This window comes from Polynucleobacter sp. JS-JIR-II-b4 (assembly GCF_018687815.1).
Lineage (GTDB): Bacteria > Pseudomonadota > Gammaproteobacteria > Burkholderiales > Burkholderiaceae > Polynucleobacter.
Map to the genome: position 1 here is coordinate 141,897 of NZ_CP061306.1, position 25,586 is coordinate 167,482.

Genomic DNA, 25,586 nt, shown 5'->3' on the forward strand with positions numbered 1-25,586 from the left:
TTATTTCAGAGAACTAAATTTCTTTTCAATATCAGTAATTTGTACTGCGCCAGGGAAGCGACTGCCATCAGTGAAGAATAAAGTCGGCGTGCCCGTGATTCCATAGGTCTTTGCGAAAGCCATATTTTTATCTAGTGGTGTGCTGCACTCCCCCTTGCCGCTAGGCGTAATACCATTCACCATCCAATCAATATAAGCCTTATAGGGATCAGAAGAGCACCAAATTTGCTTCGACTTTTGCGCAGAATCCGGCGACAAGATTGGAATTAAATAGGTGTAGATGGTGACGTTATCAAGCTGCTGTAGGGATTTCTCTAGGCGCTTGCAATAGCCACAGTTTGGATCGGAGAAGACTGCCAGCTGGCGACTACCATTGCCACGAACATTTTTAATGGCGTTGGCAGGTGTCAATTCACTCCATTTAATGCGGTTTAAATCTGCCTGTCTTTGCTCGGTAATATTTTTACCGGATGCGAGCTCAATGATTTCTCCTTGAATCAAGTACTTCCCCGAGGTATCGGTATAAAAAATATCATTGCCAACTAGTACTTCATAAAGACCGGAAATTGGAGCTGGTGAAACACTCTTCACTTTGGCATTGGCACCCAACTTCTTTTGAATCTCAGTCTTCAATTGCTGTTCTTGTTGTGCATACAGTGGACTCGTGCAGAGTAGGGTTGTGCCAATAAATGCAATCGCAGATAACAATTTATTCAAAATCAATCTCTCCTAAAGCGCGTTCAATTAAGCGCTGTTTTATAAAGTGGCTTTTGTTTACTAGACCTAAACCCCAATTGCGGAGCTGGCGTTCAGTGCTACTACTTGCAGAAAATAATTTCTTGAGTTTATCGGTAACCCATAAGAGAGCGCTAGTGTCGCCTTGACGTTGTCGTTCATAACGTCGAAGCAATACCAAGTCACTAAGTGCGCGGAACGATTCACGCTTGCCCAAAATATTCAGCAGTACGGCAACATCTCGCAGCCCTAGATTCAGGCCTTGCCCAGCTAGTGGATGCATGACATGGGCCGCATCGCCAATGAGCACAACCTTCGGAGAGGCGTCAGGCCCGATAAATCGTTTAGCTCGAATCCTTCTCAAAGGGAAAGCTGCTGGTACTGAGTTCAGAGTCAGCGCGCCTAATTGTTTGGTGATAGCACCATTAGCAATGGATGAGAATTGATCCAGCCATTGCGCTTGATCTAGTTTTAATAAATCAGCCGCATGTTCTGGGGAAGTAGACCAAACCATCGACACTTGTTTTCCTGGCAAGGGCAGCATTGCCACAATATCGCCCCCTGGTAAAAACCATTGAAAGGCAGTTTCTAAATGGGGATAGTCACAAAGCCAATTGGCAACGACTGCACTTTGTGAATAACTTTCTTCACTTGCGCTAATACCCAATTCATTGCGAATTGGGGAGTTGGCGCCATCAGCAGCGATTACGAGTTGTGCACGAATGCACCCGCCATTTTTTAAATGCAGAGTAGTTCCATCAGCGTCTACCTGAATTTTTTCCACAACATCATTGATACGCTCTAACTTATTCTGAAAACGCGAAGCTTGATCAATGGTGTGTTCAATTAAATTGGCTTCTCCAATCCAGGCAAGTTGTGGAGTGCCCGCTTCAAATGCAGAGAGATGGAGTTGGTCATTCTTTTCTCCTCGGTCACCGTAGATGCGCATATCTCGGACTGCTTGCAGGCGGCCGTGATCAATTGCATCCCAAATGTGCAAATGGGCTAGTAATTTTTGGGTGCTAGGAGAAAAGGCGTAGATTCTTTGGCCCCATTGAGCGCCTTGCGGGCTTGGGACGTTTTGCGCTAAATCGGGGGCAATTTCAATGGTTTGTAAGCCAAGCTGGGCTAGACCTAGGGCGCAAGCCTTACCAGCAATGCCTCCGCCAACCACGACAATATCTACTGTGCGGATTTGGGTGTGGGATTTAGATGCGTTATTTGGGTGAACTTCTGACATAACTCGATGATATCGAAACCAGCCCCTTTACAATAACGCTATGTCTTTGAAATGTGGCATCGTCGGCCTGCCTAACGTCGGCAAATCTACCCTCTTTAATGCGCTTACCAAGGCTGGAATCGCAGCGGAAAACTATCCTTTCTGCACGATTGAGCCTAATGTGGGCGTTGTTGAGGTTCCTGACCCCCGTCTAGCCGCCTTGGCTGGGATCGTGAAGCCTGAGCGCATCCTGCCTGCAGCAGTCGAATTTGTCGATATTGCTGGTTTGGTAGCTGGCGCCTCAAAAGGTGAAGGTCTTGGTAATCAGTTTTTAGCGAATATTCGTGAAACGGATGCTATTACCCATGTCGTCCGGTGTTTCGAGGATCCCAACGTCATACACGTTGCCGGGAAAATTGATCCCATTGCTGACATTGGTGTGATTGATACCGAATTAGCCTTATCGGATCTGGCAACAGTTGAGAAAACGCTGAATCGCTCAAGCAAGGCTGCTAAGTCTGGCAATGATAAAGAGGCTGCTGCCTTGGTTGCTGTTCTGACCAAAGTTCAGACTCATCTAGATTCTGCTCTGCCAGTGCGCAGTTTGAATCTGAATGATGACGAAAAATTATTGATTAAACCGTTGTGTTTGATTACTGCTAAGCCTGCAATGTATGTTGCGAACGTCAAAGAAGATGGCTTCTCAAATAATCCACACCTCGAGGCTGTGAAGCAACATGCGGCAAAAGAAAATGCTCCAGTTGTTGCTGTATGCGCTGCGATTGAAGCGGAGATTGCTGACTTAGAAGAAGCAGACAAGATTGAGTTCTTGGCTGACTTGGGTATGGAAGAGCCAGGTTTAGATCGTGTGATTCGTGCGGGTTATTCATTGCTTGGTTTGCAAACCTATTTCACGGCAGGAGTTAAAGAGGTTCGCGCTTGGACTATCCATGTTGGTGATACAGCACCTCAAGCAGCTGGCGTGATTCATACAGACTTTGAGCGTGGCTTTATTCGTGCTCAGACAATCTCCTATGAAGACTTTGTGCAATTCAAAGGGGAGTCTGGCGCTAAGGAAGCCGGTAAGATGCGCGCTGAAGGCAAGGAGTATGTTGTTAAAGATGGAGATGTATTGAACTTCTTGTTTAATGTCTAAACCGCTCTTATTTTTACCCAATAAAAAAGCCCTTTTCAGGGCTTTTTGCTTATGTATTGGGGTTAAGTGATTAAGAAGCTTTTGCTGCCTTCTCTAAACATTTAGAAATCTCTTCATAGCGTTTTAGAGCAATCTTGGTAGGCAACACTTCCTTTTTACGACCATCGGTATTGGCAGCCATTTTGATATAGCCTAAAGCGCTGAGATTTTTGAGTCGACCATGCAATGTAGCTTGTGAACCAAGGTCAGAAATGGAGATCAAATCACCAACCAAAATTGCTTGCTTGGCATGGGCGCAAGAAACAATCTTGTCGAGCAAACTCTCTTCAATGCAATCAAGTTTTTTCCCTGGATTGATGCGATCAAGAGCATCAATTAAGTTGAGGAACTTGATATAGGGTGACGGTTTAGTGGATGACATATTTAGTATTTATTTGTATTTGCTCTAGGGCTAGGTCTAGTGTATTCCCTTAGTCTAATTTTGGCAATTGATGCGTATCAATAAAAATTAATCCATACTGATATTAATGTTTAGGTTATTTAAAATTTCTTCAGAATGGATTTTCGGGTGCGTCATTAGTGCGATGGCGTACACACTTCTTTTTTATTGCAATGGCTGGCTTACCAACAGTATTACTTTTGGCTTAGGAGTAAGTTGGATTTATCTACCTGCTGGCCTTCGCTTATTTCTGACCTTAATTTTTGGTTTACCCGGCGCCATTGGAATTGCTATAGCCTCATTTTTAATTAGCTATTACGGAGACTTCCCGCACGACTTGACGGTGTGTATTGGCGTTGGATTAATTTCAGGGTTTGCACCTTATCTGGCAAGATTTTTTGTTTTTAGCAATCTTCGCCTTGAGTCAGACTTAAGTAATCTCAACTTCCCCAAACTCATTGCTTGTATTTTGATTTATTCACTACTTTCAGCGGGGCTGCATCAGTGGTGGTTCGCTACGATGACCCTTGAAGATACGGGTAGTGTAAATCACTTCTTAGTGATGTTTATTGGTGATGTGCTGGGCTCGCTACTGCTAATCTCTTTGATTAAATACTGCTTAGATCTATTGCGAAAAACTAGGAAAACAGCTCACTAAGGGCTGTACCTGGATCTTTGGCGCGCATAAATGCTTCCCCAACTAGGAATGCGTTGATTTGATTGTTGCGCATGAGCTCTACATCCGTGCGATTCAAGATACCAGACTCTGTGACTAAGGTTTTGTTGTCCGGAACCATGGACATTAGAGAGAGGGTGGTTTGCAGTGTTACCTCAAAGGTTTTGAGGTTGCGATTGTTAATACCAAGCAAAGGTGTTCTGAGTTCTAGGGCTTGCTCTAATTCTGGGGCATTGTGAACTTCGACTAAAACATCTAGACCTAATTCATGAGCGCAAGCCTCGAGCTCTTTCATTTGATTTAATTCTAGGCAAGCCACGATCAGCAAGATTGCATCGGCGCCAATCGCACGAGCTTCATAGACTTGATAAGGGTCTATGGTGAAGTCCTTGCGTAATACTGGGATATTGCATGCGGATCGAGCTTCTTGTAGATAGGCATTGCAGCCTTGAAAGTAATCTACATCGGTTAACACTGACAAACATGCGGCGCCATGCTTTTCATAGGACTGGGCAATGTCTGCTGGCACGAAGTTCTCGCGCAAGATGCCTTTGCTCGGACTTGCCTTTTTGATTTCAGTAATGACTCCTGCTTTGCCGGCAGAAATCTTATTCTCAATAGCCTGAATAAAGCCTCTTGGCTTTAGAAGGGCATCAAGATTATTAGCTTGGGCTTGCTCACGTTGATTGGCAAGCGATATTTTCTGCAGGCAGCTAGCTACCTCAATCTTTTTGGTAGCAACAATTTTGTCGAGGATATCGCTCATGAATAATCAATTATTGAGATTGGGTTGCTACAACAAAAGCATCTAACTTTTGACGTGCCGCTCCAGAGGTGATGGCTGCTCTAGCCAGGGTAATACCGCTAGCAATGTCTTTTGCTACTCCAGCTACATATAGTGTGGCGCCGGCATTAAGGCAGACGATATCGCTTGCAGGCCCGGGTTTGCCATCGAGCACATCCAAGACAATCTGCTTGGACTCTTCAGCATTAGCCACTTTAAAGCTGTTGGTGGGCGCGGCATTTAATCCAAAATCTTTTGGATGAATTTCATATTCGCGCACTACGCCATCTTTAAGTTCGCCAACTAAGGTTGGGCCCTCTAAGGAAATTTCATCTAGGCCATCTCGCCCATACACAACGAGAGCATGCTCCATTCCCAAAGCTTGTAATACACGTGCCTGAATACCAACTAGGTCGGCATGAAATACACCCATCAAAATCCGCTTGGCATCAGCAGGGTTGGTAAGTGGGCCAAGGATGTTGAAGATAGTCCGGACACCGAGTTGCTTGCGGATAGGTACAACATTCTTCATCGCTGGATGATGATTCGGAGCAAACATGAATCCCGCGCCTACTGATGAGATGCATGTGGCAACCTGCTCAGCAGATAAAGCTAGATTCACACCAAGCGCCTCTAATACATCTGCGCTGCCTGATTTACTGCTTACACTGCGATTACCATGTTTGGCTATCTTTGCGCCCGCTCCCGCAGCTACAAACATCGCTGCAGTAGAGATGTTAAATGTATGGGCGCCATCACCACCTGTGCCCACCACATCCACCAAGTGCTTACGGTCATCCACTTTTACTGAGGTAGCAAACTCTCGCATGACTTGTGCAGCAGCAGCAATCTCACCAACGGTTTCTTTTTTAGTGCGCAAGGCAACCAACAGTCCGGCTACCAACTCTGGTGCCATCTCACCGCTCATGATGAGCCGCATCATGGCTGTCATTTCATCATGAAACAGTTCACGATGTTCAATGCAGCGTTGTAGAGCTTCTTGCGGAGTAATTGACATAGCGCTATTGGCAGACTGTTTATTTGTTTTGTAAAAAATTCTTGAGTAAGGCGTGCCCATGCTCAGAAAGAATGGATTCTGGGTGGAATTGCACGCCCTCAACCGCGAGCTCTTTGTGACGTACGCCCATGATCTCGCCATCGGATGAAGTTGCAGTCACCTCAAGCATTGTAGGTAAAGAGCTTTTTTCAATGGCTAATGAGTGATAGCGAGTGACCTTAAATGGATCGGGCAAATTTTTAAACACACCCACACCTGTGTGATGAATGCTGTCGGTTTTGCCATGCATGACTTTTTGGGCGCGAATGACTTTTCCGCCGAATGCTTCACCAATAGCTTGGTGCCCCAAACAAACACCAAGGATCGGAATTTGACCTGCGTAACGCTTAATGGTTTCGACTGAAATACCTGCCTCAGAAGGGCTGCATGGCCCAGGTGAGATGCAAATGCGCGCTGGATTCAGTTTGGCAATCTCTTCCACAGCAATTTCATCATTGCGAAAGACTTTGACCTCTTCACCTAGTTCTGCAAAGTATTGAACGAGGTTGTAAGTAAAAGAATCGTAGTTATCAATCATTAGGAGCATCGAGTCCTCCTTGTACTAAATCTGCCGCAGTCAATACCGCGCGAGCCTTGGCTTCAGTTTCTTTCCATTCAGCAGTCGGGTCAGAGTCGGCAACGACGCCAGCCCCTGCTTGAGAGTGCAGCATGCCGTCACGGATCACGCCGGTACGAATGGCAATGGCCACATCCATATCGCCTGAGAAAGACAGGTAGCCTACTGCGCCACCATATACGCCGCGCTTCACAATTTCCATTTCATCAATGATTTCCATCGCCCGAATTTTCGGCGCGCCTGATAGGGTACCTGCCGGGAAAGTCGCTCGTAATACGTCCATATTGCTCATATTGTCCAAAAGATCACCCTCTACCGAACTCACGATGTGCTGAACGTGGGAATACTTCTCAATAGACATGGAGTCGGTTACCTTAACTGAGCCAGTCTTGGCAATGCGACCCACGTCATTACGTGCTAAATCAATCAACATCACATGCTCTGCAATTTCTTTGGGGTCAGCCAGGAGTTCTTTGGCTAAACGCTCATCTTCCTCTGGGTTGGCTCCGCGAGGACGGGTGCCGGCTAGCGGTCTGATAGTCACAATTTTCTCGGCAGCCCGTTTTTCTTGCCGCACCAAAATCTCAGGAGATGAACCCACAATTTGCAAATCGCCAAAGTCATAGAAGTACATATATGGCGATGGATTAAGTGAGCGCAACGCTCTGTAGAGAGCTAAAGGTGAGTCCGTAAATGGCTTGCTAATACGCTGACCAATGACAACTTGCATGCAATCGCCAGCCAAAATATATTCTTTAGTTTTGAGTACTGCATTTTCAAAATCGGCTGCTTTGAATTTGCGGACGAGATCAGTTTTAGCGCTTGGTAAAGATGCCGGCATATTTACTGGCTTACTAAGGCAAGCGAGTAATTCTTTTAAGAGATCTTGTGCTTTTTCAAAACCATTAGCAATGCTCGGATCTGCGTAGACAATCAAATAAATTTTGCCCGCAACGTTATCGATCACCGCCAACTCTTCAGTCAACATGAGCTGGATATCTGGTACACCCAATTCATCTGGCAGTTGATGTTTGGCTAAACGTGACTCGATATAGCGAACGGTGTCATAACCAAAATAGCCGGCAAGACCACCACAAAAGCGGGGCATATCAGCTTGCAAGGCCACCTTAAAACGCTTGAAATAAGCGTCCACAAAATCGAGTGGATTATCAGTATTAGTCTCAACTACTTTCCCATCAGTCACTACTTCGTTGACTGGTGTTGAAGGGGTGCCAACAGTTCTGACAATCGTCCTGGCAGGCAGGCCAATAAAGGAGAAGCGGCCGAAACGCTCGCCACCTAGAACAGACTCCAATAAGTAGGTATTGGTCTTGCCAAATGCTTGAGTCAGTTTGACGTAGAGTGATAGTGGCGTCTCTAGGTCTGCCAATACTTCTTTGATCAGGGGAATACGATTGAAACCCTGCTTTGCTAGAGCGTTAAATTCTGCAAGCTGCATTACGCTTTTCCTGACTTTCCTAATTCAGTGCGCATTGCTTGAATTACCTTTGCATAATTTTCTTGTGCATAAATTGCTGAGCCTGCAACAAAAGTATCTGCGCCTGCTCGTGCTACCTCTGCAATATTATCGACTTTAATTCCACCATCTACCTCAAGACGAATGTGTCGACCAGTCTCAGCCTGGTAGCGATCGAGGCGTGTGCGAACTTGAGCAATCTTATTCAGAGTGCTTGGGATAAATGATTGACCACCAAATCCTGGATTTACGGACATGAGTAATACAAGATCTAATAATTCCAAGGTGTGATCGAGATGGTCTAGCGGCGTGGCCGGATTTAAAACAAGACCCGCTTGACATCCCTGATCGCGAATCAAGTTCAATGTGCGATTGACATGAGGGCTTGCTTCAGGATGAAAGCTAATTAAATTGGCACCCGCTTTAGCAAAGTCAGGGACGATGCGATCTACCGGCTCGATCATTAAATGCACATCGATCACCGCAGGCTTCCCATCTTTATTTGCATAAGGTCGAATAGCCTCGCAAACCAAGGGGCCAATGGTAAGGTTGGGCACATAGTGGTTATCCATCACGTCAAAGTGAATCCAATCAGCGCCTGCCACTAAAACGTCCTGAACTTCCTTGCCAAGGCAGGCAAAGTCAGCCGACAAAATGGATGGGGCAATAACAAATTGACTATTTGAGGATGATTTTTGGCTTTCCATCCCTAGATTCTAGCTTGCAGTTGGCCTTAGGATGGAGCAGAATTCGTCCATGAATCCCCACGAAATGAGCATTACGGTCAAAGCCCAGTACCTTCCTGAGCAATCTGACCCCGATAACCGCCAATTTGCCTTTGCTTATACGGTAACTATCCGCAATACGGGGACGGCCAGTATTCAGGTAATTGCCCGCCATTGGTTCATTACAGACGGGGATAACGATGTCCAGGAGGTCCGAGGCCTGGGCGTTGTTGGGCAGCAACCGCTATTACGCTCTGGAGAGCACTTTGAGTACACCAGCTGGGCAACTTTGCCTACTCCCGCCGGAACAATGCGTGGGGAGTATTTCTGTGTCACTGAGGATGCCCAGTTCTTTCAGGCCCCTATCCCAGAGTTTGCCCTGGTGATGCCACGTACCCTGCATTAATGTAGGGTGGTGAGAATGCTATTTTTTGCCGTTGCCGGTCCAAAGAACAATAAATAACAAAAGTCCTAAGGCAACAGCGCCTTCAAAAACAAACAGTAGCATTGGGTATTCATCGAGTAAATTGGCAATCATGATTTCTAAATTTAAATTAGTTCCGTTAAGTGTATTCGCTATCCTCATAGCTAGCTTGATTGTTGGATGTTCTACGCCTCCTACTCGGGGGACGGGATATCGCTCAAGTGGTTCCGGCGCTTCGCCATCAAGCTATAGCTCCTCGATTGCAAGCTTTAGCGCTGTCTCTTGGCAAGCCTTACCTGGATGGCAGGAAGACGACTTGTCTCAGGCTTGGCCTGCTTGGTTAAAAAGTTGTGATGCTTTGCGTAAGAAAAGTACTGATGTGAACTGGCGCTCAGTGTGTGCCCAGGCTGCCAATGTATCCAGCCGTGATACGCAGGCTATTCGTAAATATTTTGAAAATAATTTTCAAGCTTATGAAATTCGCAATAGCTCCGGTAGTGACACGGGCTTGATCACAGGTTATTACGAACCGGTAATGAATGGTTCACAAGCTCGTACGAGTACTTATAACGTGCCGCTCTACGGCTACCCTAATGCCTGGCGCAAGTCTAAGCCCAACCCAGGCCCAAGCCGTGCTGAGCTAATGAGTTCTGGTGTCTTGCAGGGCTCTGAAATTGCTTGGGTACAAGATCCAGTGGCAGCAGCGTTCATGCAAATTCAAGGCTCTGGAAAAATTCGTCTTGAGGATGGACGCATCCTGCGCCTAGGTTATGCGGGCACCAATGATCAGCCCTTTAAATCCTTTGCTCAGTGGTTGTTAGATCGCAAAGAAATCACACGCAGTGAAGCAACGATGCAAGGCATTTCACAATGGGCCAAGCGTAATCCCGGCCAAGTAAATGAAATGCTCAATGCCAATCCCCGTTTCGTTTTCTTTAAAGAGTTGCCCGGTAACGTTTCTGCTGATTTAGGCCCTAATGGCGCTCTCGGTGTTCCGCTCACAGCTGAGCGCAGTATTGCGGTAGATTTACAAGCCTTGCCACTGGGTGCACCTGTCTTTTTAGCAGCTACTAAACCATTGAGTAGTCAGCCTTTGCAAAAGCTGGTGATGGCGCAGGATACGGGTAAGGCAATTGTGGGCGGCGTGAGGGCAGACTACTATTGGGGATCCGGCGATGCTGCTGGAGAGATGGCGGGTCGTATGAAACAAAATGGCAGGATGTGGTTGTTGTTACCGCGTTAATTAATACTTTTCACTGAAAGAAATTCATGAGCTACAAAACAATTTTGACTGAGGTGGACGGTAAGGTTGCCACCATTACTTTGAATCGCCCTGAAGTATTGAATGCCTTGAATGATCAACTCATGGAAGAGCTTGGCGCTGCATTATTGGCATTTGACGCGGACGACAATATTGGTTGCATGATCGTTACTGGCAGTGAAAAAGCATTTGCTGCTGGAGCGGATATTGCTTCAATGGCCAAGTATGGTTTGAAGGATGTTTATCGCGGAGACTTTATTACCCGTAACTGGGAAGAGATCAAAAAAGTACGTAAGCCTGTAATCGCTGCTGTCTCTGGCTATGCCCTGGGCGGAGGCTGTGAGTTGGCCATGATGTGCGACACGATCATGGCGGCGGATAACGCTAAGTTTGCTCAGCCTGAGGTGAAGTTAGGAATCATTCCTGGGGCTGGAGGCACGCAACGTTTGCCTCGCGCGGTATCCAAAGCAAAAGCGATGGATCTAGCTTTGACGGGCCGCATGATGGATGCCGCTGAAGCTGAGCGCTCCGGTTTGGTTGCAAGGATCTTCCCACAAGCAGATTTGCTGAAAGAAGTTAAAGCAATTGCCAAAGGAATTGCAGATATGCCTTTGTTAACCGCAATGATGGTGAAAGAAAGTATCAACACTGCTTATGAAACCACTTTGTCTGAAGGTATTCATTTTGAGCGCCGCCTCTTTCATGCTTGTTTTGGAACGAATGACCAGAAAGAAGGCATGGCTGCATTCATGGAAAAGCGCCCAGCCAAATTTACCAACTCTTAATTCAATAGTTTAAGAGAAAGTTTGAAAGAACTCAGTTTTTTTCTAGGAAGCGTTGAGCTAGTTTAACCCAATAGCTCACGCCGATTGGAATCAAGGAGTCATTGAAGTCGTAAGAGGGATTGTGTAAGTGGCATGGACCCATGCCATGACCTACTGAGCGATGATCGCCGTCCCCATTGCCTAAGAATACGTAACAGCCGGGCTTTTCTAGCAACATAAACGCGAAGTCTTCCGCGCCCATCGTAGGATCGATTGAAGCATTTACATTCTGCTTGCCAACCAGTTCACTCATGACTTCGGTTGCAAATTCCACTTCGTTGGTATGATTAATAAGAGGCGGGTAATTTCTAGAAAACGTAATTTCTGCTTGGCAATCAAATGCGCCTGCAACGCTATGAGCGATTTCTCGTAAACGTTGCTCGATTAAATCTAAGACATCCAAAGTAAATGTACGTACCGTACCGCCAATGAAGGCGCTATCCGGAATGACATTGCTCGTTTCGCCCGCATGAAATTGCGTGATGGACAAAACAGCAGCATCTACAGGACGCTTATTGCGTGTAATGATGCTCTGTAATGCAAGCACTACTTGGGCGCCAGTAAATACTGGATCTGCGCTATTGTGGGGTAAGGCGGCGTGACCGCCTTTGCCTGTGATGGTAATTTCAAAAGTATTGCTTGAAGCCATCATTGGGCCAGGGGTCACTCCAAAGTGACCTTCTGCCAAGCCGGGCCAGTTATGCAAGCCAAATACTGCGTCGCATGGAAACTCTTTGAAAAGTCCATCCTTAATCATTTCATTCGCACCAGCACCACCTTCCTCTGCTGGTTGGAAAATAAAAATCACAGTGCCTTTGAAGTCGCGGTGATTTGATAAATATTGCGCCGCTCCAAGTAGCATTGCTGTGTGACCATCATGTCCACAAGCATGCATTTTTCCGGGGTTTGTTGATGCATGAGCAAAGTTGTTGTGCTCCTGCAATGGAAGCGCATCCATATCAGCGCGCAAACCAATCATTTTTCCGGGACCTAAGTCACCATCCAAACGACCTACAACACCCGTTTTTCCCATGCCACGATAGACTGTAATTCCCCAGCTAGAAAGCGCTTCCGCAACTAGATCGGCAGTGCGATTTTCTTCGAAACGCAATTCAGGATGCGCATGAATATTGCGTCGAATTTCTTGAATAGCTTCCGCGGAGTCAATAATTTCTGGGGATAAATGCATCCCTTCATCTTATCCGAAAGTCTTTGGATATGCCTTTCGGGCTAAATTACCGCAAATTAATTGTTCGGTAATTGAATGTGCTTTGCAGCAAAACCCAAGGCTTCAATTGAATATGGGCTGTTATCGGCTTTTTGGAGTTCTTTTGGAAGCGCTGGTATGAGGCCTAAAAATGGGGCGTCTATTCTGGCTTGTAGAGTCTGAATATTTTCTTCAAGCAAAGGCATTTCGGTGGATAGGGTATTTGCTACCCATCCCGCAATATTTAAGTTACGCGCTTTGATTGCCTCACAAGTTAGGAGGGCATGATTAATGCAGCCTAATTTCATGCCGACTACCAGGATGATGGGCAATTTAATTGCTTTCGCGAACATCGCTAAATCTTCCTGATTATTGAGGGGGACGATTAAGCCGCCAGCACCTTCAACCACAACGCAATCTGCTTGATTTTGAATGTTCTGAAAACCCTGCAAGATCACACCCATTTCAAGTTTCAGTCCTTGATGTGCCGCCACTAAATGGGGGGCAGCTGGTTGGTCCAATATATAAGGACACAAACTCAATGCACTAGAGTCAAGGTTTGAGGCAATACGGAGTGTTTCCAAATCCTCATTCAGAGTCTTGTCTTTCCCATCTTGATAGGTTCCAGCGACAACTGGTTTAAAACCAATCGCATTGATTCCCTGTTCGCGCAATTTCAGAATGAGAGCACCGCTCACCAAAGTTTTTCCAACCTCAGTGTCTGTACCGGCGACAAAGAAGCCTGTGGCCTTACTCATGAGAGCCTTTTTGAATGACTGCTTGCTCAATAGCTTTTAAGGTGTGGATTAGTTGACGCACATCTGCTTCGCTATGGTTAGCAGAGAACGTAATGCGTAATCTTGCACTGCCATTGGGTACGGTAGGAGGACGAATAGCAGGAATCCAATATCCAGCATCATCAAGTAACTTAGCGGCGAGCAGGGCATTGGCATTGCTGCCCAAAATAACGGGCTGTATGGCGGTACAAGAAGGCACCTTTGACCATTGAGAAAATTGCATTTCATCTTGCCAGATACCAATCAGTTTGTTGAGATGAATGCGGCGATTGATGCCCTCGTCACTTTCAATGATTTTCAAGCTCTTTGAGAGAGTGTGTGCTATCGCAGGTGGTGTTGCAGTGCTGTAAATGAAAGGGCGACCCTTTTGAATGAGCCACTCAATAAAAGTGTCTTGTGCACAAACAAAGGCGCCGCTGACGCCTGCAGCTTTTCCAAGTGTGCCAATATAAATAATACGATCAGAGCAGATACTTTCCTGCTCCAAAATGCCATGACCTTGTTTGCCCAATATTCCGAAACCATGAGCATCATCCACAAGTAATAGTGCATCGTATTGCTCAGCAAGTTTTAACAATCCCTTAATTGGAGCGAGGTCACCATCCATACTGAAGACGCCATCAGTAACAATGATCTTTAGTGGATGTTGATCTGTTTTCAGTAATTCATTTAATGTGTCAAGTTGCATGTGATCAAACAGCGCGACATTTGCTTGAGTCTGAGCGGCCGCTAAACGAATGCCATCAATTAAAGAAGCATGGTTTAGCTTGGCTGAATAAATGCTAGTAGATTTTTGCCGCGCAAGTCTCGCTAGACCTGTGATGGCGGTAAGGTTGGCAAGATAGCCGGTACTAAAAAATAGGGCACGCGCATTCGGAATATGTTGCTTTTGAAAAGAGGCCAATTGGTTTTCAAGCAGTTCATGAGCCCTACTGTGGCCGCTAATCAGATGGGAGGCGCCACTGCCTACCCCATACTTCTGAGCGCCTTCAGCAAGGGCTTGAATCAACTCGGGATGGTTTGCAAGCCCTAAATAATCATTGCTACAAAATGCTTTGAGCTCGCGTCCATCGACTATGGCTTTGGTATCACATGGAGATGTAGTTGCTCTGAGTTTGCGTTTGAGCAATTGCGACTCAAGATCTGCAATCTGCTCTTGCGCTAACTTTAAGGCCTGATATGTATTTGTCATACTAAGGTTTTCTCAAGGGCAACTTGCACAGCATGACCTAGTTGCGTGGTTTCTACTGTAGATAAAATATACGGCGGCATGACATAGATAGTATTGCCGATTGGTCTGATCAATACCCCCTCAGCTAAGCAGTTCGAAAACATAGTTCTCGCAAATGTCTTAGGATTTTTTAGAAACTCATTTTTAATATCGAATGCCAAGATCATTCCTTGCTGGCGCCAATATTCAATGCGGGAATCTGTTTTTGACCACGCAAATGCATTTGCTAAATCCTTTGAGCGCTCAATATTTTTTTCTAATACTTTGTCAGTTTCGAAAATCTCTAGACACGCAAGTGCAGCAGCGCACGCTAGTGGATTACCGGTATAAGAATGAGAATGCAAAAACCCTTGCTGAGTTTGGTCGCCGTAAAAGGCTTGATATATCTGGTCGGTAGTTAGGCAGAGCGACAGCGGAAGATAGCCGCCGCTAATCCCTTTAGACAGGGTTAAGAAGTCTGGCCAGATACCAGCATGCTCACAGGCAAAGAACTTGCCACTCCGCCCACAGCCCACCGCAATCTCATCTGCAATCAGATGTACTTCATAGCGATCACATAAATCCCTGACTAACCGAAGGTATTCAGGAGAATGCATGGCCATTTGCCCTGCGCACTGCACCAAAGGTTCAACAATGATGGCAGCAATATTGTCATGTTCTTTTACAAATAATTCTTCGAGTTGTTTTGCTGCATATCTTGCTACATCTTCTGCGCTCTCACCATTTTTTGCCTTGCGTGCATCAGGTGATGCGATAGTAAATACATCTTGCAAGAGTGATCCATAGGCTTCCCGGAAAATAGCAACGTCCGTTACCGCTAATGCACCAAGTGTTTCCCCGTGATAACCATTTTCCAAGCAAACAAATTTTTTCTTTTGTGGTTTGCCGTTGAGTTGCCAGTAGTGGTGACTCATCTTGAGCGCTATTTCTACTGCAGACGCACCATCAGAAGCGTAGAAGACATGGCCTAAATGGTGATTGGTGAGTGCAGACAGTTTTTCAGATAGCTCTACTACGGGCGCATGCGTAAACCCGGCGAGCATCACATGCTCAATTTTTTCGAGTTGCGCGGTAATGGCTTGATTGATGCGTGGGTTGGAGTGGCCAAATAAATTCGTCCACCAAGAACTAATGGAGTCGAGTAAGGCTTTTCCGTTTTCGTCATAGAGCCAAGCACCCTTACCTTTTGTAATGGCAACCAGCGGAAAGGACTCATGCTGTTTCATCTGAGTGCATGGGTGCCAAACGGCTGCAAGGCTGCGATCAACGAGGGGGGCTTGATTTAAATCAGAAATAACCTTCATGTTTGATATTTGACCACTAGTTTTTCCAAATTCAGGCCTGTATCTGTTATGTTTATGCCTTGAATCCCCTCATTTTCTGGAATTTACCCATGCAGGACACTCAAACCGTTGAAAAACCCTTAACCCAATTCAAATCTAAAGCGGATTTGCATCAGGGTGTAAACGCAGGTGTCGAGGCATCTGGTGAGTGGTCGGTGGCTGAAATTGAAGCCTTATTTGCGCTCCCTTTGAATGAATTGATGCTGAAGGCTCAGGAGACTCATAAAGCCTATTTCCCAGAAGGTGATGTTGAATTAGCCACGCTGCTGTCCATTAAGACGGGTGGCTGCCCAGAGGATTGTGGCTATTGTCCTCAGGCTGCTCGTTATGACACGGATGTTAAGGCTGAGAAGTTAATGGGCTTAGAAGAGGTTTTAGAGGCTGCCAAAGCTGCTAAAGCCGCGGGTTCTAACCGTTTCTGTATGGGTGCCGCATGGCGCGAACCCAAAGACCGCGATATTGAAAAAGTGACTGCCATGATTAAGGGCGTAAAAGCCTTGGGTCTGGAGACCTGTGCCACCTTAGGCATGCTGGAGGCCGATCAAGCCCAGGCACTGCAAGAGGCAGGGCTTGACTTTTATAACCATAACTTAGATACCAGCGAAGATTTTTACCGTTCTGTGATCTCAACCAGAGGCTACCAAGACCGTTTGGATACGATATCCAATGTCCGTGCCGCTGGCATGTCGGTTTGTTGTGGCGGTATTGTCGGCATGGGCGAATCTAGAAAGCAGCGCGCCGCATTTTTGGCTCGCTTAGCCAATTTGAGCCCCTACCCAGAATCCGTTCCTATCAATCATCTAGTGCCAGTAGCCGGTACGCCCTTAGCTGAGCAGAAGCCTTTGGACCCACTGGAGTTTGTGAGAACGATTGCGGTTGCTAGGATCACGATGCCTAAAGCCCGCGTTCGTTTATCTGCTGGTCGTCAGGAGCTTGGCAGGGCAGTTCAGGCCATGTGCTTTATGGCGGGAGCTAACTCTATTTTCTATGGTGAGCAACTACTCACTACCGGTAATCCCGAGGCAGAACAAGACCGTGTGCTCTTGGCAGAACTAGGTTTAAAGACTAAACAAAGCTGTAAAGCAGAGGTTTTGGTTTAGTTTTCCATAAGCATGTCCCCGATAGATCGTCTCATTCTGGAGTTTGATACCGCCCTTCGATCGATGGTCGGGGGCGCTCATGCACATAGACCTACCCCAGGGTCTGATGTTGGGGGCAATTTGGGTTTGGATGCGGTTGAGCGCAAACATGCAGCGGGACTCATGCGAGTCAATCATGTGGGTGAAGTTTGTGCACAAGCGCTGTATCAATCGCAAAAATTGGTTGCTCGAAATCCTGAAATTCAGGAGATGTTAGATCACTCTGGGCAAGAAGAAATGGATCATCTGGCATGGTGTGAAACTCGTCTTCAAGAGCTCGGGTCACACACCAGTTATCTCAATCCACTTTGGTATGCGGGATCCTTTGTAATTGGCTTGGCAGCAGGCTTAGCGGGCGATAAGTGGAGTTTAGGTTTTGTTGCTGAAACAGAAAAACAAGTCGAGAATCACTTAGAAAGTCATCTCGAAAAATTACCAAAAGAAGATCAACGATCTCGTGCAATTGTGGGTCAAATGCGCATTGATGAAATTGCTCACGGACAGGCCGCAAAAAATGCTGGCGGTGCAAATTTGCCAGAACCCATTCAAAAAATAATGCAGGCGATGTCCAAGATAATGACCACCACTGCTTACAAAATTTAATACGGAAATAGGTTTTGATTCTCAAAACTCATCTCTGATTAATTTTGAGATATTTTTTTACGTATTACTGTTTTTAAATACAGTATATTTAGGCATTATCTAGCGCAATAGCTAAGATCTATTCTTAAGTATATTTTCCAAGCCATTGTTTCAAGTAGCTATTTTATTATCACCATTTTCTCAACACATGACGCTAAGTGTTTGTAAACACTAGAGAAATTCCTAAAAAAACTCCTAAAAACACTTGACCCTCTTAGTACGATCCTCTAAAGTGGGAGGAAGTGTGAAAAAGTGGGGTAAATGGTGTTTCAAGGTGCGTCAGCTCTCAATTTAGATGCAAAAGGCCGCATGTCTGTGCCGGCTAAGCATCGTGACGCCTTGTTGGTACAGGGCGAGGGCCGCATCACGCTCACAAAACACCCCGATGGCTGCTTGCTTCTCTTCCCAAGACCTGAGTGGGAAACCTTCAGAGCAAGAGTTGCGCAACTTCCGATGGATGCCCATTGGTGGCGCCGTATTTTTTTAGGTAACGCAGCAGAAATGGATTTGGATAGTGCCGGTCGCGTATTGGTGAGTCCAGAGTTGCGTGCTGCTGCCGGAATTGAGAAAGAAGTGATTTTGCTCGGCATGGGAAGTCACTTGGAGTTGTGGGACGCAGCTACATACGCTGCAAAAGAACAGGCTGCGATTGCGCAAGGCATGCCTGAAGCACTCAAGCAATTTAATTTTTGATGACAGGGTGCCATGAACATAACTCATCGCCCAGTGTTACTGGCCGAGGCGGTGACGGCGCTAGTTGGCGGTCCGCTGATTCGGAATCAAGATACAGAAAACAAAATTTTGGTGATCGATGGAACCTTCGGGCGCGGCGGTCATACACAAGCTTTACTCAAGGAGTTGAATCCTTCGGCGCGCATGATTTCTTTCGACAAAGATTTGGATGCGATTGCAGTGGCGCAAAAAATCAACGACCCAAGATTGAAAATCGTGCACGACAGTTTTGCGCAGATGGATCAGTACGCAGAAGCGGAATCAGTCGATGGAATATTGTTGGACTTGGGGATCAGTTCGCCCCAAGTGGACGAAGCGCATCGGGGATTTTCTTTTCGTCGAGAGGGTCCACTCGATATGCGCATGAATACCGATCATGGTTTAACTGCAGCAGAGTGGTTGGAGCAGGCGCCACCGGAGGAAATCACTCACGTGATTAAGACTTACGGAGAAGAACGCTTTGCATTTCAGATCGCAAAAGCCATAGTGGCTAAGCGAGAAGAAGGCCTTTCCCCTAAAACGACTACTCAGTTGGCAAGCCTAGTTGCAAGCGTGGTGCGTACCCGCGAAGCTGGCCAAGATCCCGCAACAAGAACCTTTCAAGCATTACGTATTTTTATTAATCGCGAGTTAGAAGATTTGGAGCTCGGTTTGAAGGCGGCTTTGAAATTATTAAAGCCCGGCGCAAGACTTGCAGTGATTAGTTTTCATTCGTTAGAAGATCGCATCGTGAAGCAGTTTATGCAAGCGCATGCAAAAGTCGAAGTGCCCCGTGGGTTACCGGTACGCGAAAAAGACTTGCCACAAAGCGCCCTCGAAATTATTGGTCGAGTTAAGCCAAGCGATGCTGAGGTATCTGAGAATCCTCGTGCCCGCTCTGCAATCATGCGTGTGGCTGAAAAGCGCATGGGAGTATCCGCATGAATCGCGCTACCTTGACTCTGCTCGCATTGCTATTGATTTGCGCCCTATCTCTGGTTGCGGCTCAGCAACGTGCGCGAAAATTATTCATCCTTCAAGAGCGCGCGCAGATAGAAGAGCGTAAGTTAAACCAAGACTGGTTGCGTTTAGAGTATGAGCAGCGGAATTTATCGAAGTCTGCACGTATTCGCGACGTCGCTCGCAATCAATTACATATGTCTCCGATTTCTCCTGAGCGCACCTTGTATTTAAAGGAGGCGAAATGAGACCGGTTGGCTTCTCTACTACGCCAAATTTAGTTTTACGCCTGCCAATGTGGCGGTCGCGTTTGATGCTATTCCTTTTGTTCTTTGTGTTCATGATGCTGCTTCTCCGTGCGTTTTGGATTCAGGGTCCAGGAAATGCGTTCTATGAAGCTAAAGGTGTGCGTGGCACTCAACGCGAATTGGAGCTACCCGCTAGTCGCGGAAAAATTTTGGATCGTAACGGCCAAGTGATTGCAACGAGCTTGGAAGCCAAGTCGGTGATTGCCTATAACGACACCGTTCCAGATGATTTGGCCGCAGACAAAGTGCAGAAATTGGCAAGTCTTTTGCAAATGAGCGAATCTGATCTGCGCAAAAAGTTGAAAGAAGAGCGCAAGCAGGTTTTCTTAAAGCGTCAAGTAGATCCAGTTGTAGCGCAGCAAATTAAACAGCTAGAGATCCCTGGCATTGGTTTAAATAATGAATATCGTCGCTTCTACCCTGAAGGTGAGGCGATGGCGCACGTGGTTGGCTTTACAAATGTGAATGACAAAGGTCAAGAAGGGATGGAGCTTTCTCGTGAGAATGAGCTTGCTGGTCATCCCGGTCAAAGACGTGTGGTGGTTGATCGTTTAGGTCGTGTTGTTGAGGATGTTGCAATCCTGCAGTTGCCACAAAATGGAAAAGACTTAAACCTATCTATTGATAGCAAGATTCAGTTCCTAGCATATAACGCTGTTAAAGACGCTGTTGAAAAGCATCACGCTAAAGCGGGTGGCGCTGTAGTGCTCGATACACAAACGGGCGAGATTTTGGCATTGGCAAATTATCCAAGCTACAACCCAAATGATCGAAGGTATTTAACAGGCGAGCAATTACGTAACCGCGTATTGACCGATACCTTTGAGCCTGGTTCAACTATCAAGCCGTTAACCATTTCAATTGCTTTAGAAAAAGGTGCAATTAAACCGGATACCAATATGGTGATTGGTGCGAGTTATTTAGTTGGACCTAAGCCAATTACCGACACGCATCCATATGGGAATCTAACGGTTGCACAAATTATTCAAAAATCTAGCAACATTGGTACTGCAAAGATTGCGATGAACAATCTTTCCCCCGAAGAAATGTGGGACTTATATACCGCAGTTGGCTTTGGTCAAGCGCCAAAAATTGGCTTTCCTGGTGCGGTCTCTGGTACGGTTCACCCATTTAAAAAATGGATGCCCACTGATCAAGCCCGTATTGCATTTGGCTACGGTATTTCTGCATCACTCTTTCAGGTAGCGCGCGCATACACAGTCTTTGCACGTGATGGCGAATTAGTTCCCCTGACGATTGAGCGTAGTCCTGAGTTCAAGCCGGGCATTAAAGTGCTCTCACCAAAAACGGCTATTGAAATGCGCAACATGATGGAGGCGGTTACTGAGCCGGGGGGAACTGCAGTCAAAGCGCAGGCTGAAGGTTATCGCGTTGGCGGAAAAACAGGCACTGCCCATAAATTAGTTGGCAAAGGATATGGCAATTCTTATCGCGCTTACTTTGCTGGACTTGCTCCTATTAGCGCTCCACGTATTGTGGTTGCGGTAATGATTGATGAGCCTACTGGTGGAAGTCACTACGGTGGTGATGTTGCGGCACCCGTATTCTCGACAATTGTTGGGGAGACGCTCCGTTCATTGAATGTCTTGCCAGACAACAAAGTAAAGCAAATGGTGTTGGAAGATAAGGCCCCAGAAGAAATTCGGCCAGCAGCTGCACACGCTCAACATGTGGTTTTGAAACGATGAGGGTGGATTTGAAAATAGACACCAATCATTTGATTGACCACTTACATACTTTAGCGAACTCCTCCGCAAAAGTATGTGCGGATAGTCGCCAGATACAGTCTGGCGATATCTTTTTTGCCTACCCTGTAGGTCATGGCAACGCCTTGCGCGATGGTCGTCAATTTATTGAGGTTGCATTAGAGTGCGGGGCAGCCGCAGTAGTGTTCGATCCGGCGGGTATGGGTAAGCAATTTTTAGATCATCCACAATGTTTTCCTATTGAAGATCTTGCTGCAAAAGCAGGGGAGCTTTGTGCGCAATGGTATGGTTATCCGAGCAAAGAATTAAAAATCATTGGTGTCACTGGCACTAATGGCAAAACTAGCATCACGCAATGGTTAGCCCAGGCTTTAGATGCTAGCAGTCATCACACTGCAGTTTTGGGCACCTTAGGCACTGGGTTCCCTGGTGCATTAGTGCAAACTGGCTATACCACTCCAGATGCACCTAAATTACAAACGCAGTTAGCAGAGTTGCGTAGCGCTGGAGCTAAACAAGTCGCGATGGAAGTATCTTCGCATGCTTTGCATCAAGAGAGAATCGCTGGAACAGATATTCAATGCGCAGTATTTACGAATCTGACGCAGGATCATTTGGATTACCACGGCAGCATGGCTGATTACGCGGAGGCAAAGGCTAAGTTATTTCAGCAAACCGGTCTTGAGCACGCAGTGATTAACTTGGATGATGCTTTTGGTCGTGAGCTTGCCATGAACTTGTTGGCAAAAGAGGGCTTGAAGGTCTGGGCATATGCATTGTCTCAATCCGCGTTCCAAGGATTTGAAAAATTTGGTGATCGTTTATGCCGTATCTATGCAAAAGATATCCTACTGAGTGGAGCGGGTTACAACGCAAGCTTCATTTTTGATGGAGTGGGAAGTGCTCAATTGCATATTCCTTTGCTAGGTGAGTTTAATTTAAGTAATGCGCTTGCGGTGTGGACGGTATTACTTTCACAGGGTATGAGCTTGGAAGTAGCCGCTCAAAAAGTTAGCCAATTAAATCCAGTGATTGGCCGTATGGAGTTAATTCCTTTGGGTAAATCTCAAAAGAAAGAGGGCTTGTTAGCAGTTGTGGATTACGCGCATACCCCAGATGCTTTAGAGAAAACCTTACAAGCATTACGTCCTATTGCTGAGCAGCGCGGTGGAAAAATTTGGTGTGTCTTTGGTTGTGGCGGTGATCGTGATGCTGGTAAGCGTTCGCTTATGGGCGCTGTTGCAGAACGCAATGCCGACCATATTCTAATTACAAGTGACAACCCTCGTTCTGAAGATCCACAAGCCATTATGGAGATGGTGCGCGGTGGTATTAGCAAGGATGCACAGAACGTTCAAGCTATAGCCGATCGTGCATCTGCCATCATGTCTGCAATTCGTCATGCAGATGTTTGCGATATTGTCTTAGTTGCTGGTAAGGGTCATGAAACTACTCAAGAAATCAATGGCAAGAAATTTGATTTTTCTGATCAAGAACATATTCGCTTAGCCGCTGGAGGCGGAGTCTGATGTCTATCATGACGACCCTTGCACAAGCGCAGGCAATGTTGCCTGGAAGTAAATTACTGAATACTTCTGCACAAGCTGCCCAGGAAATATCGATTTCTCGAGTGGGTACTGACAGTCGTCATATCGATCGTAATGAATTATTTGTCGCTTTAGTTGGTGAGCGCTTTGATGCACATGACTTTTTATCCGATGTTGCTAAGGCAGGCGCTAGTGCCGCCCTAATTAGTGCGCAAGATAAATGCCCGCCGGACTTACCTGCTATTTGCGTTTCAAACACGCGTGTTGGTTTAGGGAATTTAGCAAAAGCATGGAGGGCTAATCACCCCATTCCTTTGGCGTTGGTTACTGGCAGCAATGGTAAGACTACCGTTAAAGAGATGATTGCTTCAATTTTTAAAGCCGCAGTGGGCGAACAAAATACTTTGGTTACCAAAGGAAATCTGAATAACGATATTGGTTTGCCATTAACGCTGTTGAAATTGCGCGCAACGGATCGCCTTGCTGTGGTTGAGCTCGGCATGAATCATCCTGGTGAAACAGCGCAGTTAGCTGCGATTGCGCAAGCAAATATCGCATTAATTAATAATGCCCAGCGCGAGCATCAAGAGTTCATGGCTACGGTAGCGGCAGTAGCAGAAGAGCATTCTGATGCCATTCGTACTTTGCCAAGCGATGGAATTGCTGTATTTCCAGCAGATTCAGAATTTTCAAGTGTTTGGCGCAAGGCGGCTGCAGGCCGCAAGGTTATCGATTTTGTATTGTCATCTGCGCAGGCCAAACTATCGGCTGCAGTGACTGGAAGTCTATTAAGTAACGGGCTTGTGCAGATACAAACTGAACAAGGGACCATTGAAGTTCAGTTAAATACTTTGGGCAGTCACAATGTTCGCAATGCATTGGCTGCAACTGCTGTTGGTGTCGCAGCAGGTGTAAGTCTTGAAAAAATTAAACAGGGTCTCGAATCATTCTTGCCAGTAAATGGACGTATGCAAGCAAAGGCGATTGATTCAAATCACACCTTAATTGACGACAGCTACAACGCCAATCCGGATTCTGTAAGAGCGGCTATCGATGCTTTGAAACAATCAGGTAATTTATCTTGGTTGATTTTGGGTGATATGGGTGAAGTGGGCGATCAGGGCCCTGAGTTCCATCGTGAAGTGGGGGCTTATGCTGCTGAGCAAGGAATCTCAAAACTATTTGCTTTGGGGGAGCAATGCCAATTTGCCCTGCTGGGATTTAATGAAGTTGTTGGCAATAGTGCGGCTGCATCTAGTGCAACTCATTTTGCCGATATGGATAGTCTCATCATGCAATTAAGAGATGCTTTACATGCCCAGTCTAGCGGCAGCAATCAGCACTTAAATATTTTGGTTAAAGGTTCACGGTTTATGCGCATGGAGCGTGTAGTACAGGCCTTGTTAGAGGAGGCTAAAACATGCTCTTAATGTTGGCGCAATGGTTGCAAGATGATTTCGGATTCTTCCGAGTATTTAACTACATCACTTTCAGAGCGGTGATGGCAACGGTGACTGCATTATTGATTGGTTTAGCTGCGGGACCTTGGGTGATTCGCAAATTAAGCGCCCTGAAAATGGGTCAGGCAGTCCGCACTGATGGGCCTCAAACCCATTTAGTGAAATCAGGCACCCCAACTATGGGTGGTGTTTTGATTTTGATCGGTATCTTTATCTCATGCATGTTGTGGGCCGATCTCAGCAATCGATTTATTTGGATTGTGATGATTGTGACTTTTGGTTTTGGTTTAGTTGGCTGGGTAGATGACTATCGCAAAGTAGTCTACAAAGATCCTAAAGGCATGGCCTCAAGAGAGAAGTTTTTCTGGCAAACACTAATTGGTTTATTTGCCGCTATCTATCTTGCATTCTCCGTTTCTGAGGTCAATAACCTAAAAGTATTGCAATTATTTTATGAGTGGTTAAGAAGTGGATTTGCTTTAGATCTGCCTGCAAAAACCAACTTGCTACTGCCCTTCATGAAAGAAGTGAGCTATCCATTGGGTGTGATGGGCTTCATTATTTTGAGTTACTTAGTAATCGTGGGTAGTAGTAATGCAGTGAACTTAACCGATGGTCTTGATGGCCTTGTCATCATGCCGGTGATCTTGGTAGGAGCTGCTTTGGGTGCTTTTGCTTATGTGATGGGTAATGCGATTTATGCAAAGTATCTCCTCTTCCCTTACATACCAGGTGCTGGTGAACTCATGATCTTCTGTGGAGCTATGGGCGGTGCTGGCTTAGCCTTCCTTTGGTTCAACACACACCCAGCACAAGTATTTATGGGTGATGTGGGCGCACTTGCTTTGGGCGGAGCCCTTGGCACCATCGCTGTGATTGTTCGTCAAGAAATTGTGTTGTTTGTGATGGGCGGCATCTTTGTTGCTGAGACTGTTTCGGTAATGATGCAAGTATTTTGGTTCAAGCTCACTAAAAAACATTTTGGAGAAGGTCGTCGCATTTTCCGGATGGCGCCATTGCATCACCATTTTGAATTGGGTGGTTGGAAGGAGACGCAAGTGGTTGTGCGTTTCTGGATCATTACCATCCTCCTGGTCTTAATTGGCTTATCTAGCTTGAAGTTACGGTGATTCAAAAGTAAATATGTTGATTTTAGAAAA

General features: G+C 46.1%; 26 protein-coding genes. 14 read left to right on the forward strand and 12 right to left on the reverse strand.

Going from position 1 to position 25,586, the window contains the following annotated elements:
• Positions 1-717 (reverse strand): DsbC family protein, encoded by a 717-nt coding sequence (locus ICV90_RS00820; RefSeq protein WP_215358895.1) that lies wholly within the window; start codon positions 715-717, stop codon positions 1-3.
• Entirely contained in the window at positions 710-1,975 is a 1,266-nt protein-coding gene (locus tag ICV90_RS00825) for an FAD-dependent monooxygenase (protein ID WP_215358896.1), read from the reverse strand. The genes ICV90_RS00820 and ICV90_RS00825 overlap by 8 nt, the downstream gene beginning before the upstream one ends.
• 40 nt (positions 1,976-2,015) lie before the next feature.
• Between ICV90_RS00825 and ychF the strand changes: the two genes are divergently transcribed.
• Positions 2,016-3,110, forward strand: a complete 1,095-nt coding sequence (gene ychF / locus ICV90_RS00830; RefSeq protein ID WP_215358897.1) for a redox-regulated ATPase YchF — start codon at positions 2,016-2,018, stop codon at positions 3,108-3,110.
• 70 nt (positions 3,111-3,180) lie between these two features.
• Here ychF and ICV90_RS00835 read toward each other — a convergent pair whose 3' ends face one another.
• A complete protein-coding gene (locus ICV90_RS00835) occupies positions 3,181-3,531 on the reverse strand; it encodes a hypothetical protein (RefSeq protein ID WP_215358898.1) in 351 nt (116 codons plus the stop codon).
• A gap of 163 nt (positions 3,532-3,694) precedes the next feature.
• Here ICV90_RS00835 and ICV90_RS00840 point away from each other — a divergent pair, with 163 nt between their 5' ends.
• The gene (locus ICV90_RS00840) at positions 3,695-4,207 is read left to right on the forward strand and encodes a hypothetical protein (RefSeq protein WP_251367752.1); all 513 of its coding nucleotides are present in this window, start codon (positions 3,695-3,697) and stop codon (positions 4,205-4,207) included.
• On the opposite strand, the gene trpC is transcribed toward ICV90_RS00840, so the two are convergent.
• Genes trpC through rpe form a run of 5 tightly spaced genes read right to left on the reverse strand, consistent with a single transcriptional unit; the run spans position 4,188 to position 8,827 of the window.
• The gene (trpC, locus tag ICV90_RS00845) at positions 4,188-4,991 is read right to left on the reverse strand and encodes an indole-3-glycerol phosphate synthase TrpC (RefSeq protein WP_215358900.1); all 804 of its coding nucleotides are present in this window, start codon (positions 4,989-4,991) and stop codon (positions 4,188-4,190) included. The two genes, ICV90_RS00840 and trpC, sit on opposite strands and share 20 nt — an antisense overlap.
• 10 nt (positions 4,992-5,001) lie before the next feature.
• On the reverse strand, positions 5,002-6,027 hold the full coding sequence (gene trpD, locus ICV90_RS00850) for an anthranilate phosphoribosyltransferase (protein ID WP_215358901.1): 1,026 nt from the start codon (positions 6,025-6,027) through the stop codon (positions 5,002-5,004).
• A gap of 19 nt (positions 6,028-6,046) precedes the next feature.
• A complete protein-coding gene (locus tag ICV90_RS00855) occupies positions 6,047-6,613 on the reverse strand; it encodes an aminodeoxychorismate/anthranilate synthase component II (protein ID WP_215358902.1) in 567 nt (188 codons plus the stop codon).
• A complete protein-coding gene (gene trpE / locus ICV90_RS00860; RefSeq protein ID WP_215358903.1) occupies positions 6,597-8,102 on the reverse strand; it encodes an anthranilate synthase component I in 1,506 nt (501 codons plus the stop codon). The genes ICV90_RS00855 and trpE overlap by 17 nt, the downstream gene beginning before the upstream one ends.
• Positions 8,102-8,827: a ribulose-phosphate 3-epimerase gene (rpe, locus tag ICV90_RS00865; protein ID WP_215358904.1), complete on the reverse strand. Its 726-nt coding sequence runs from the start codon at positions 8,825-8,827 to the stop codon at positions 8,102-8,104. The genes trpE and rpe overlap by 1 nt, the downstream gene beginning before the upstream one ends.
• A 49-nt stretch (positions 8,828-8,876) precedes the next feature.
• Between rpe and apaG the strand changes: the two genes are divergently transcribed.
• The 3 genes from apaG (at position 8,877) to ICV90_RS00880 (ending at position 11,315) form a co-directional block, all read left to right on the forward strand.
• Positions 8,877-9,251: a Co2+/Mg2+ efflux protein ApaG gene (gene apaG, locus ICV90_RS00870; RefSeq protein ID WP_072583449.1), complete on the forward strand. Its 375-nt coding sequence runs from the start codon at positions 8,877-8,879 to the stop codon at positions 9,249-9,251.
• 130 nt (positions 9,252-9,381) lie between these two features.
• Positions 9,382-10,512, forward strand: a complete 1,131-nt coding sequence (locus ICV90_RS00875; protein WP_215358905.1) for a murein transglycosylase A — start codon at positions 9,382-9,384, stop codon at positions 10,510-10,512.
• A gap of 26 nt (positions 10,513-10,538) precedes the next feature.
• A complete protein-coding gene (locus ICV90_RS00880; protein ID WP_215358906.1) occupies positions 10,539-11,315 on the forward strand; it encodes an enoyl-CoA hydratase in 777 nt (258 codons plus the stop codon).
• A gap of 31 nt (positions 11,316-11,346) precedes the next feature.
• On the opposite strand, the gene ICV90_RS00885 is transcribed toward ICV90_RS00880, so the two are convergent.
• From ICV90_RS00885 to bioA, 4 genes are read right to left on the reverse strand one after another with little or no spacing between them, the layout of a single operon-like run.
• On the reverse strand, positions 11,347-12,543 hold the full coding sequence (locus ICV90_RS00885; RefSeq protein ID WP_215358907.1) for a M20 aminoacylase family protein: 1,197 nt from the start codon (positions 12,541-12,543) through the stop codon (positions 11,347-11,349).
• Between the two features lie 56 nt (positions 12,544-12,599).
• A complete protein-coding gene (gene bioD / locus ICV90_RS00890) occupies positions 12,600-13,319 on the reverse strand; it encodes a dethiobiotin synthase (RefSeq protein ID WP_215358908.1) in 720 nt (239 codons plus the stop codon).
• The gene (locus tag ICV90_RS00895; RefSeq protein ID WP_215358909.1) at positions 13,312-14,550 is read right to left on the reverse strand and encodes an 8-amino-7-oxononanoate synthase; all 1,239 of its coding nucleotides are present in this window, start codon (positions 14,548-14,550) and stop codon (positions 13,312-13,314) included. Before ICV90_RS00895 ends, bioD begins: the two co-directional genes overlap by 8 nt.
• Entirely contained in the window at positions 14,547-15,893 is a 1,347-nt protein-coding gene (gene bioA / locus ICV90_RS00900; protein ID WP_215358910.1) for an adenosylmethionine--8-amino-7-oxononanoate transaminase, read from the reverse strand. Before bioA ends, ICV90_RS00895 begins: the two co-directional genes overlap by 4 nt.
• Before the next feature lie 89 nt (positions 15,894-15,982).
• Between bioA and bioB the strand changes: the two genes are divergently transcribed.
• The 9 genes from bioB to mraY all read left to right on the forward strand — a co-directional run bounded on the left by bioB (position 15,983) and on the right by mraY (position 25,556).
• Positions 15,983-17,032, forward strand: coding sequence for a biotin synthase BioB (gene bioB, locus ICV90_RS00905; RefSeq protein ID WP_215358911.1), 1,050 nt, complete (start codon positions 15,983-15,985; stop codon positions 17,030-17,032).
• Between the two features lie 12 nt (positions 17,033-17,044).
• Positions 17,045-17,674, forward strand: a complete 630-nt coding sequence (coq7, locus tag ICV90_RS00910) for a 2-polyprenyl-3-methyl-6-methoxy-1,4-benzoquinone monooxygenase (RefSeq protein ID WP_215358912.1) — start codon at positions 17,045-17,047, stop codon at positions 17,672-17,674.
• Between the two features lie 303 nt (positions 17,675-17,977).
• Positions 17,978-18,406 carry a division/cell wall cluster transcriptional repressor MraZ gene (gene mraZ / locus ICV90_RS00915; protein ID WP_068320686.1) on the forward strand — a complete coding sequence of 143 codons (429 nt, stop codon included), beginning with the start codon at positions 17,978-17,980 and terminating at the stop codon, positions 18,404-18,406.
• Positions 18,407-18,418: 12 nt separating this feature from the next.
• Positions 18,419-19,369: a 16S rRNA (cytosine(1402)-N(4))-methyltransferase RsmH gene (gene rsmH / locus ICV90_RS00920; protein ID WP_215358913.1), complete on the forward strand. Its 951-nt coding sequence runs from the start codon at positions 18,419-18,421 to the stop codon at positions 19,367-19,369.
• Complete coding sequence (gene ftsL, locus ICV90_RS00925) at positions 19,366-19,632, forward strand: cell division protein FtsL (protein ID WP_072583399.1); 267 nt, start codon at positions 19,366-19,368, stop codon at positions 19,630-19,632. The genes rsmH and ftsL overlap by 4 nt, the downstream gene beginning before the upstream one ends.
• On the forward strand, positions 19,629-21,401 hold the full coding sequence (locus tag ICV90_RS00930) for a penicillin-binding protein 2 (protein WP_215358914.1): 1,773 nt from the start codon (positions 19,629-19,631) through the stop codon (positions 21,399-21,401). The genes ftsL and ICV90_RS00930 overlap by 4 nt, the downstream gene beginning before the upstream one ends.
• Positions 21,398-22,948, forward strand: coding sequence for a UDP-N-acetylmuramoyl-L-alanyl-D-glutamate--2,6-diaminopimelate ligase (locus tag ICV90_RS00935; RefSeq protein WP_215358915.1), 1,551 nt, complete (start codon positions 21,398-21,400; stop codon positions 22,946-22,948). The genes ICV90_RS00930 and ICV90_RS00935 overlap by 4 nt, the downstream gene beginning before the upstream one ends.
• Positions 22,948-24,396, forward strand: a complete 1,449-nt coding sequence (murF, locus tag ICV90_RS00940; RefSeq protein WP_215358916.1) for a UDP-N-acetylmuramoyl-tripeptide--D-alanyl-D-alanine ligase — start codon at positions 22,948-22,950, stop codon at positions 24,394-24,396. Before ICV90_RS00935 ends, murF begins: the two co-directional genes overlap by 1 nt.
• Positions 24,387-25,556: a phospho-N-acetylmuramoyl-pentapeptide-transferase gene (mraY, locus tag ICV90_RS00945; RefSeq protein WP_072583395.1), complete on the forward strand. Its 1,170-nt coding sequence runs from the start codon at positions 24,387-24,389 to the stop codon at positions 25,554-25,556. Before murF ends, mraY begins: the two co-directional genes overlap by 10 nt.
• Positions 25,557-25,586 lie beyond the last annotated feature (30 nt).

Bases quoted from the DNA above. Each gene is read 5' to 3' on its own strand.
- ICV90_RS00825 (WP_215358896.1), bottom strand. From the start codon at position 1,975: ATGTCAGAAGTTCACCCAAATAACGCATCTAAATCCCACACCCAAATC.
- ychF (WP_215358897.1), top strand. From the start codon at position 2,016: ATGTCTTTGAAATGTGGCATCGTCGGCCTGCCTAACGTCGGCAAATCT.
- ICV90_RS00835 (WP_215358898.1), bottom strand. From the start codon at position 3,531: ATGTCATCCACTAAACCGTCACCCTATATCAAGTTCCTCAACTTAATT.
- ICV90_RS00840 (WP_251367752.1), top strand. From the start codon at position 3,695: ATGGCGTACACACTTCTTTTTTATTGCAATGGCTGGCTTACCAACAGT.
- trpC (WP_215358900.1), bottom strand. From the start codon at position 4,991: ATGAGCGATATCCTCGACAAAATTGTTGCTACCAAAAAGATTGAGGTA.
- trpD (WP_215358901.1), bottom strand. From the start codon at position 6,027: ATGTCAATTACTCCGCAAGAAGCTCTACAACGCTGCATTGAACATCGT.
- ICV90_RS00855 (WP_215358902.1), bottom strand. From the start codon at position 6,613: ATGCTCCTAATGATTGATAACTACGATTCTTTTACTTACAACCTCGTT.
- trpE (WP_215358903.1), bottom strand. From the start codon at position 8,102: ATGCAGCTTGCAGAATTTAACGCTCTAGCAAAGCAGGGTTTCAATCGT.
- rpe (WP_215358904.1), bottom strand. From the start codon at position 8,827: ATGGAAAGCCAAAAATCATCCTCAAATAGTCAATTTGTTATTGCCCCA.
- apaG (WP_072583449.1), top strand. From the start codon at position 8,877: ATGAATCCCCACGAAATGAGCATTACGGTCAAAGCCCAGTACCTTCCT.
- ICV90_RS00875 (WP_215358905.1), top strand. From the start codon at position 9,382: ATGATTTCTAAATTTAAATTAGTTCCGTTAAGTGTATTCGCTATCCTC.
- ICV90_RS00880 (WP_215358906.1), top strand. From the start codon at position 10,539: ATGAGCTACAAAACAATTTTGACTGAGGTGGACGGTAAGGTTGCCACC.
- ICV90_RS00885 (WP_215358907.1), bottom strand. From the start codon at position 12,543: ATGCATTTATCCCCAGAAATTATTGACTCCGCGGAAGCTATTCAAGAA.
- bioD (WP_215358908.1), bottom strand. From the start codon at position 13,319: ATGAGTAAGGCCACAGGCTTCTTTGTCGCCGGTACAGACACTGAGGTT.
- ICV90_RS00895 (WP_215358909.1), bottom strand. From the start codon at position 14,550: ATGACAAATACATATCAGGCCTTAAAGTTAGCGCAAGAGCAGATTGCA.
- bioA (WP_215358910.1), bottom strand. From the start codon at position 15,893: ATGAAGGTTATTTCTGATTTAAATCAAGCCCCCCTCGTTGATCGCAGC.
- bioB (WP_215358911.1), top strand. From the start codon at position 15,983: ATGCAGGACACTCAAACCGTTGAAAAACCCTTAACCCAATTCAAATCT.
- coq7 (WP_215358912.1), top strand. From the start codon at position 17,045: ATGTCCCCGATAGATCGTCTCATTCTGGAGTTTGATACCGCCCTTCGA.
- rsmH (WP_215358913.1), top strand. From the start codon at position 18,419: ATGAACATAACTCATCGCCCAGTGTTACTGGCCGAGGCGGTGACGGCG.
- ftsL (WP_072583399.1), top strand. From the start codon at position 19,366: ATGAATCGCGCTACCTTGACTCTGCTCGCATTGCTATTGATTTGCGCC.
- ICV90_RS00930 (WP_215358914.1), top strand. From the start codon at position 19,629: ATGAGACCGGTTGGCTTCTCTACTACGCCAAATTTAGTTTTACGCCTG.
- ICV90_RS00935 (WP_215358915.1), top strand. From the start codon at position 21,398: ATGAGGGTGGATTTGAAAATAGACACCAATCATTTGATTGACCACTTA.
- murF (WP_215358916.1), top strand. From the start codon at position 22,948: ATGTCTATCATGACGACCCTTGCACAAGCGCAGGCAATGTTGCCTGGA.
- mraY (WP_072583395.1), top strand. From the start codon at position 24,387: ATGCTCTTAATGTTGGCGCAATGGTTGCAAGATGATTTCGGATTCTTC.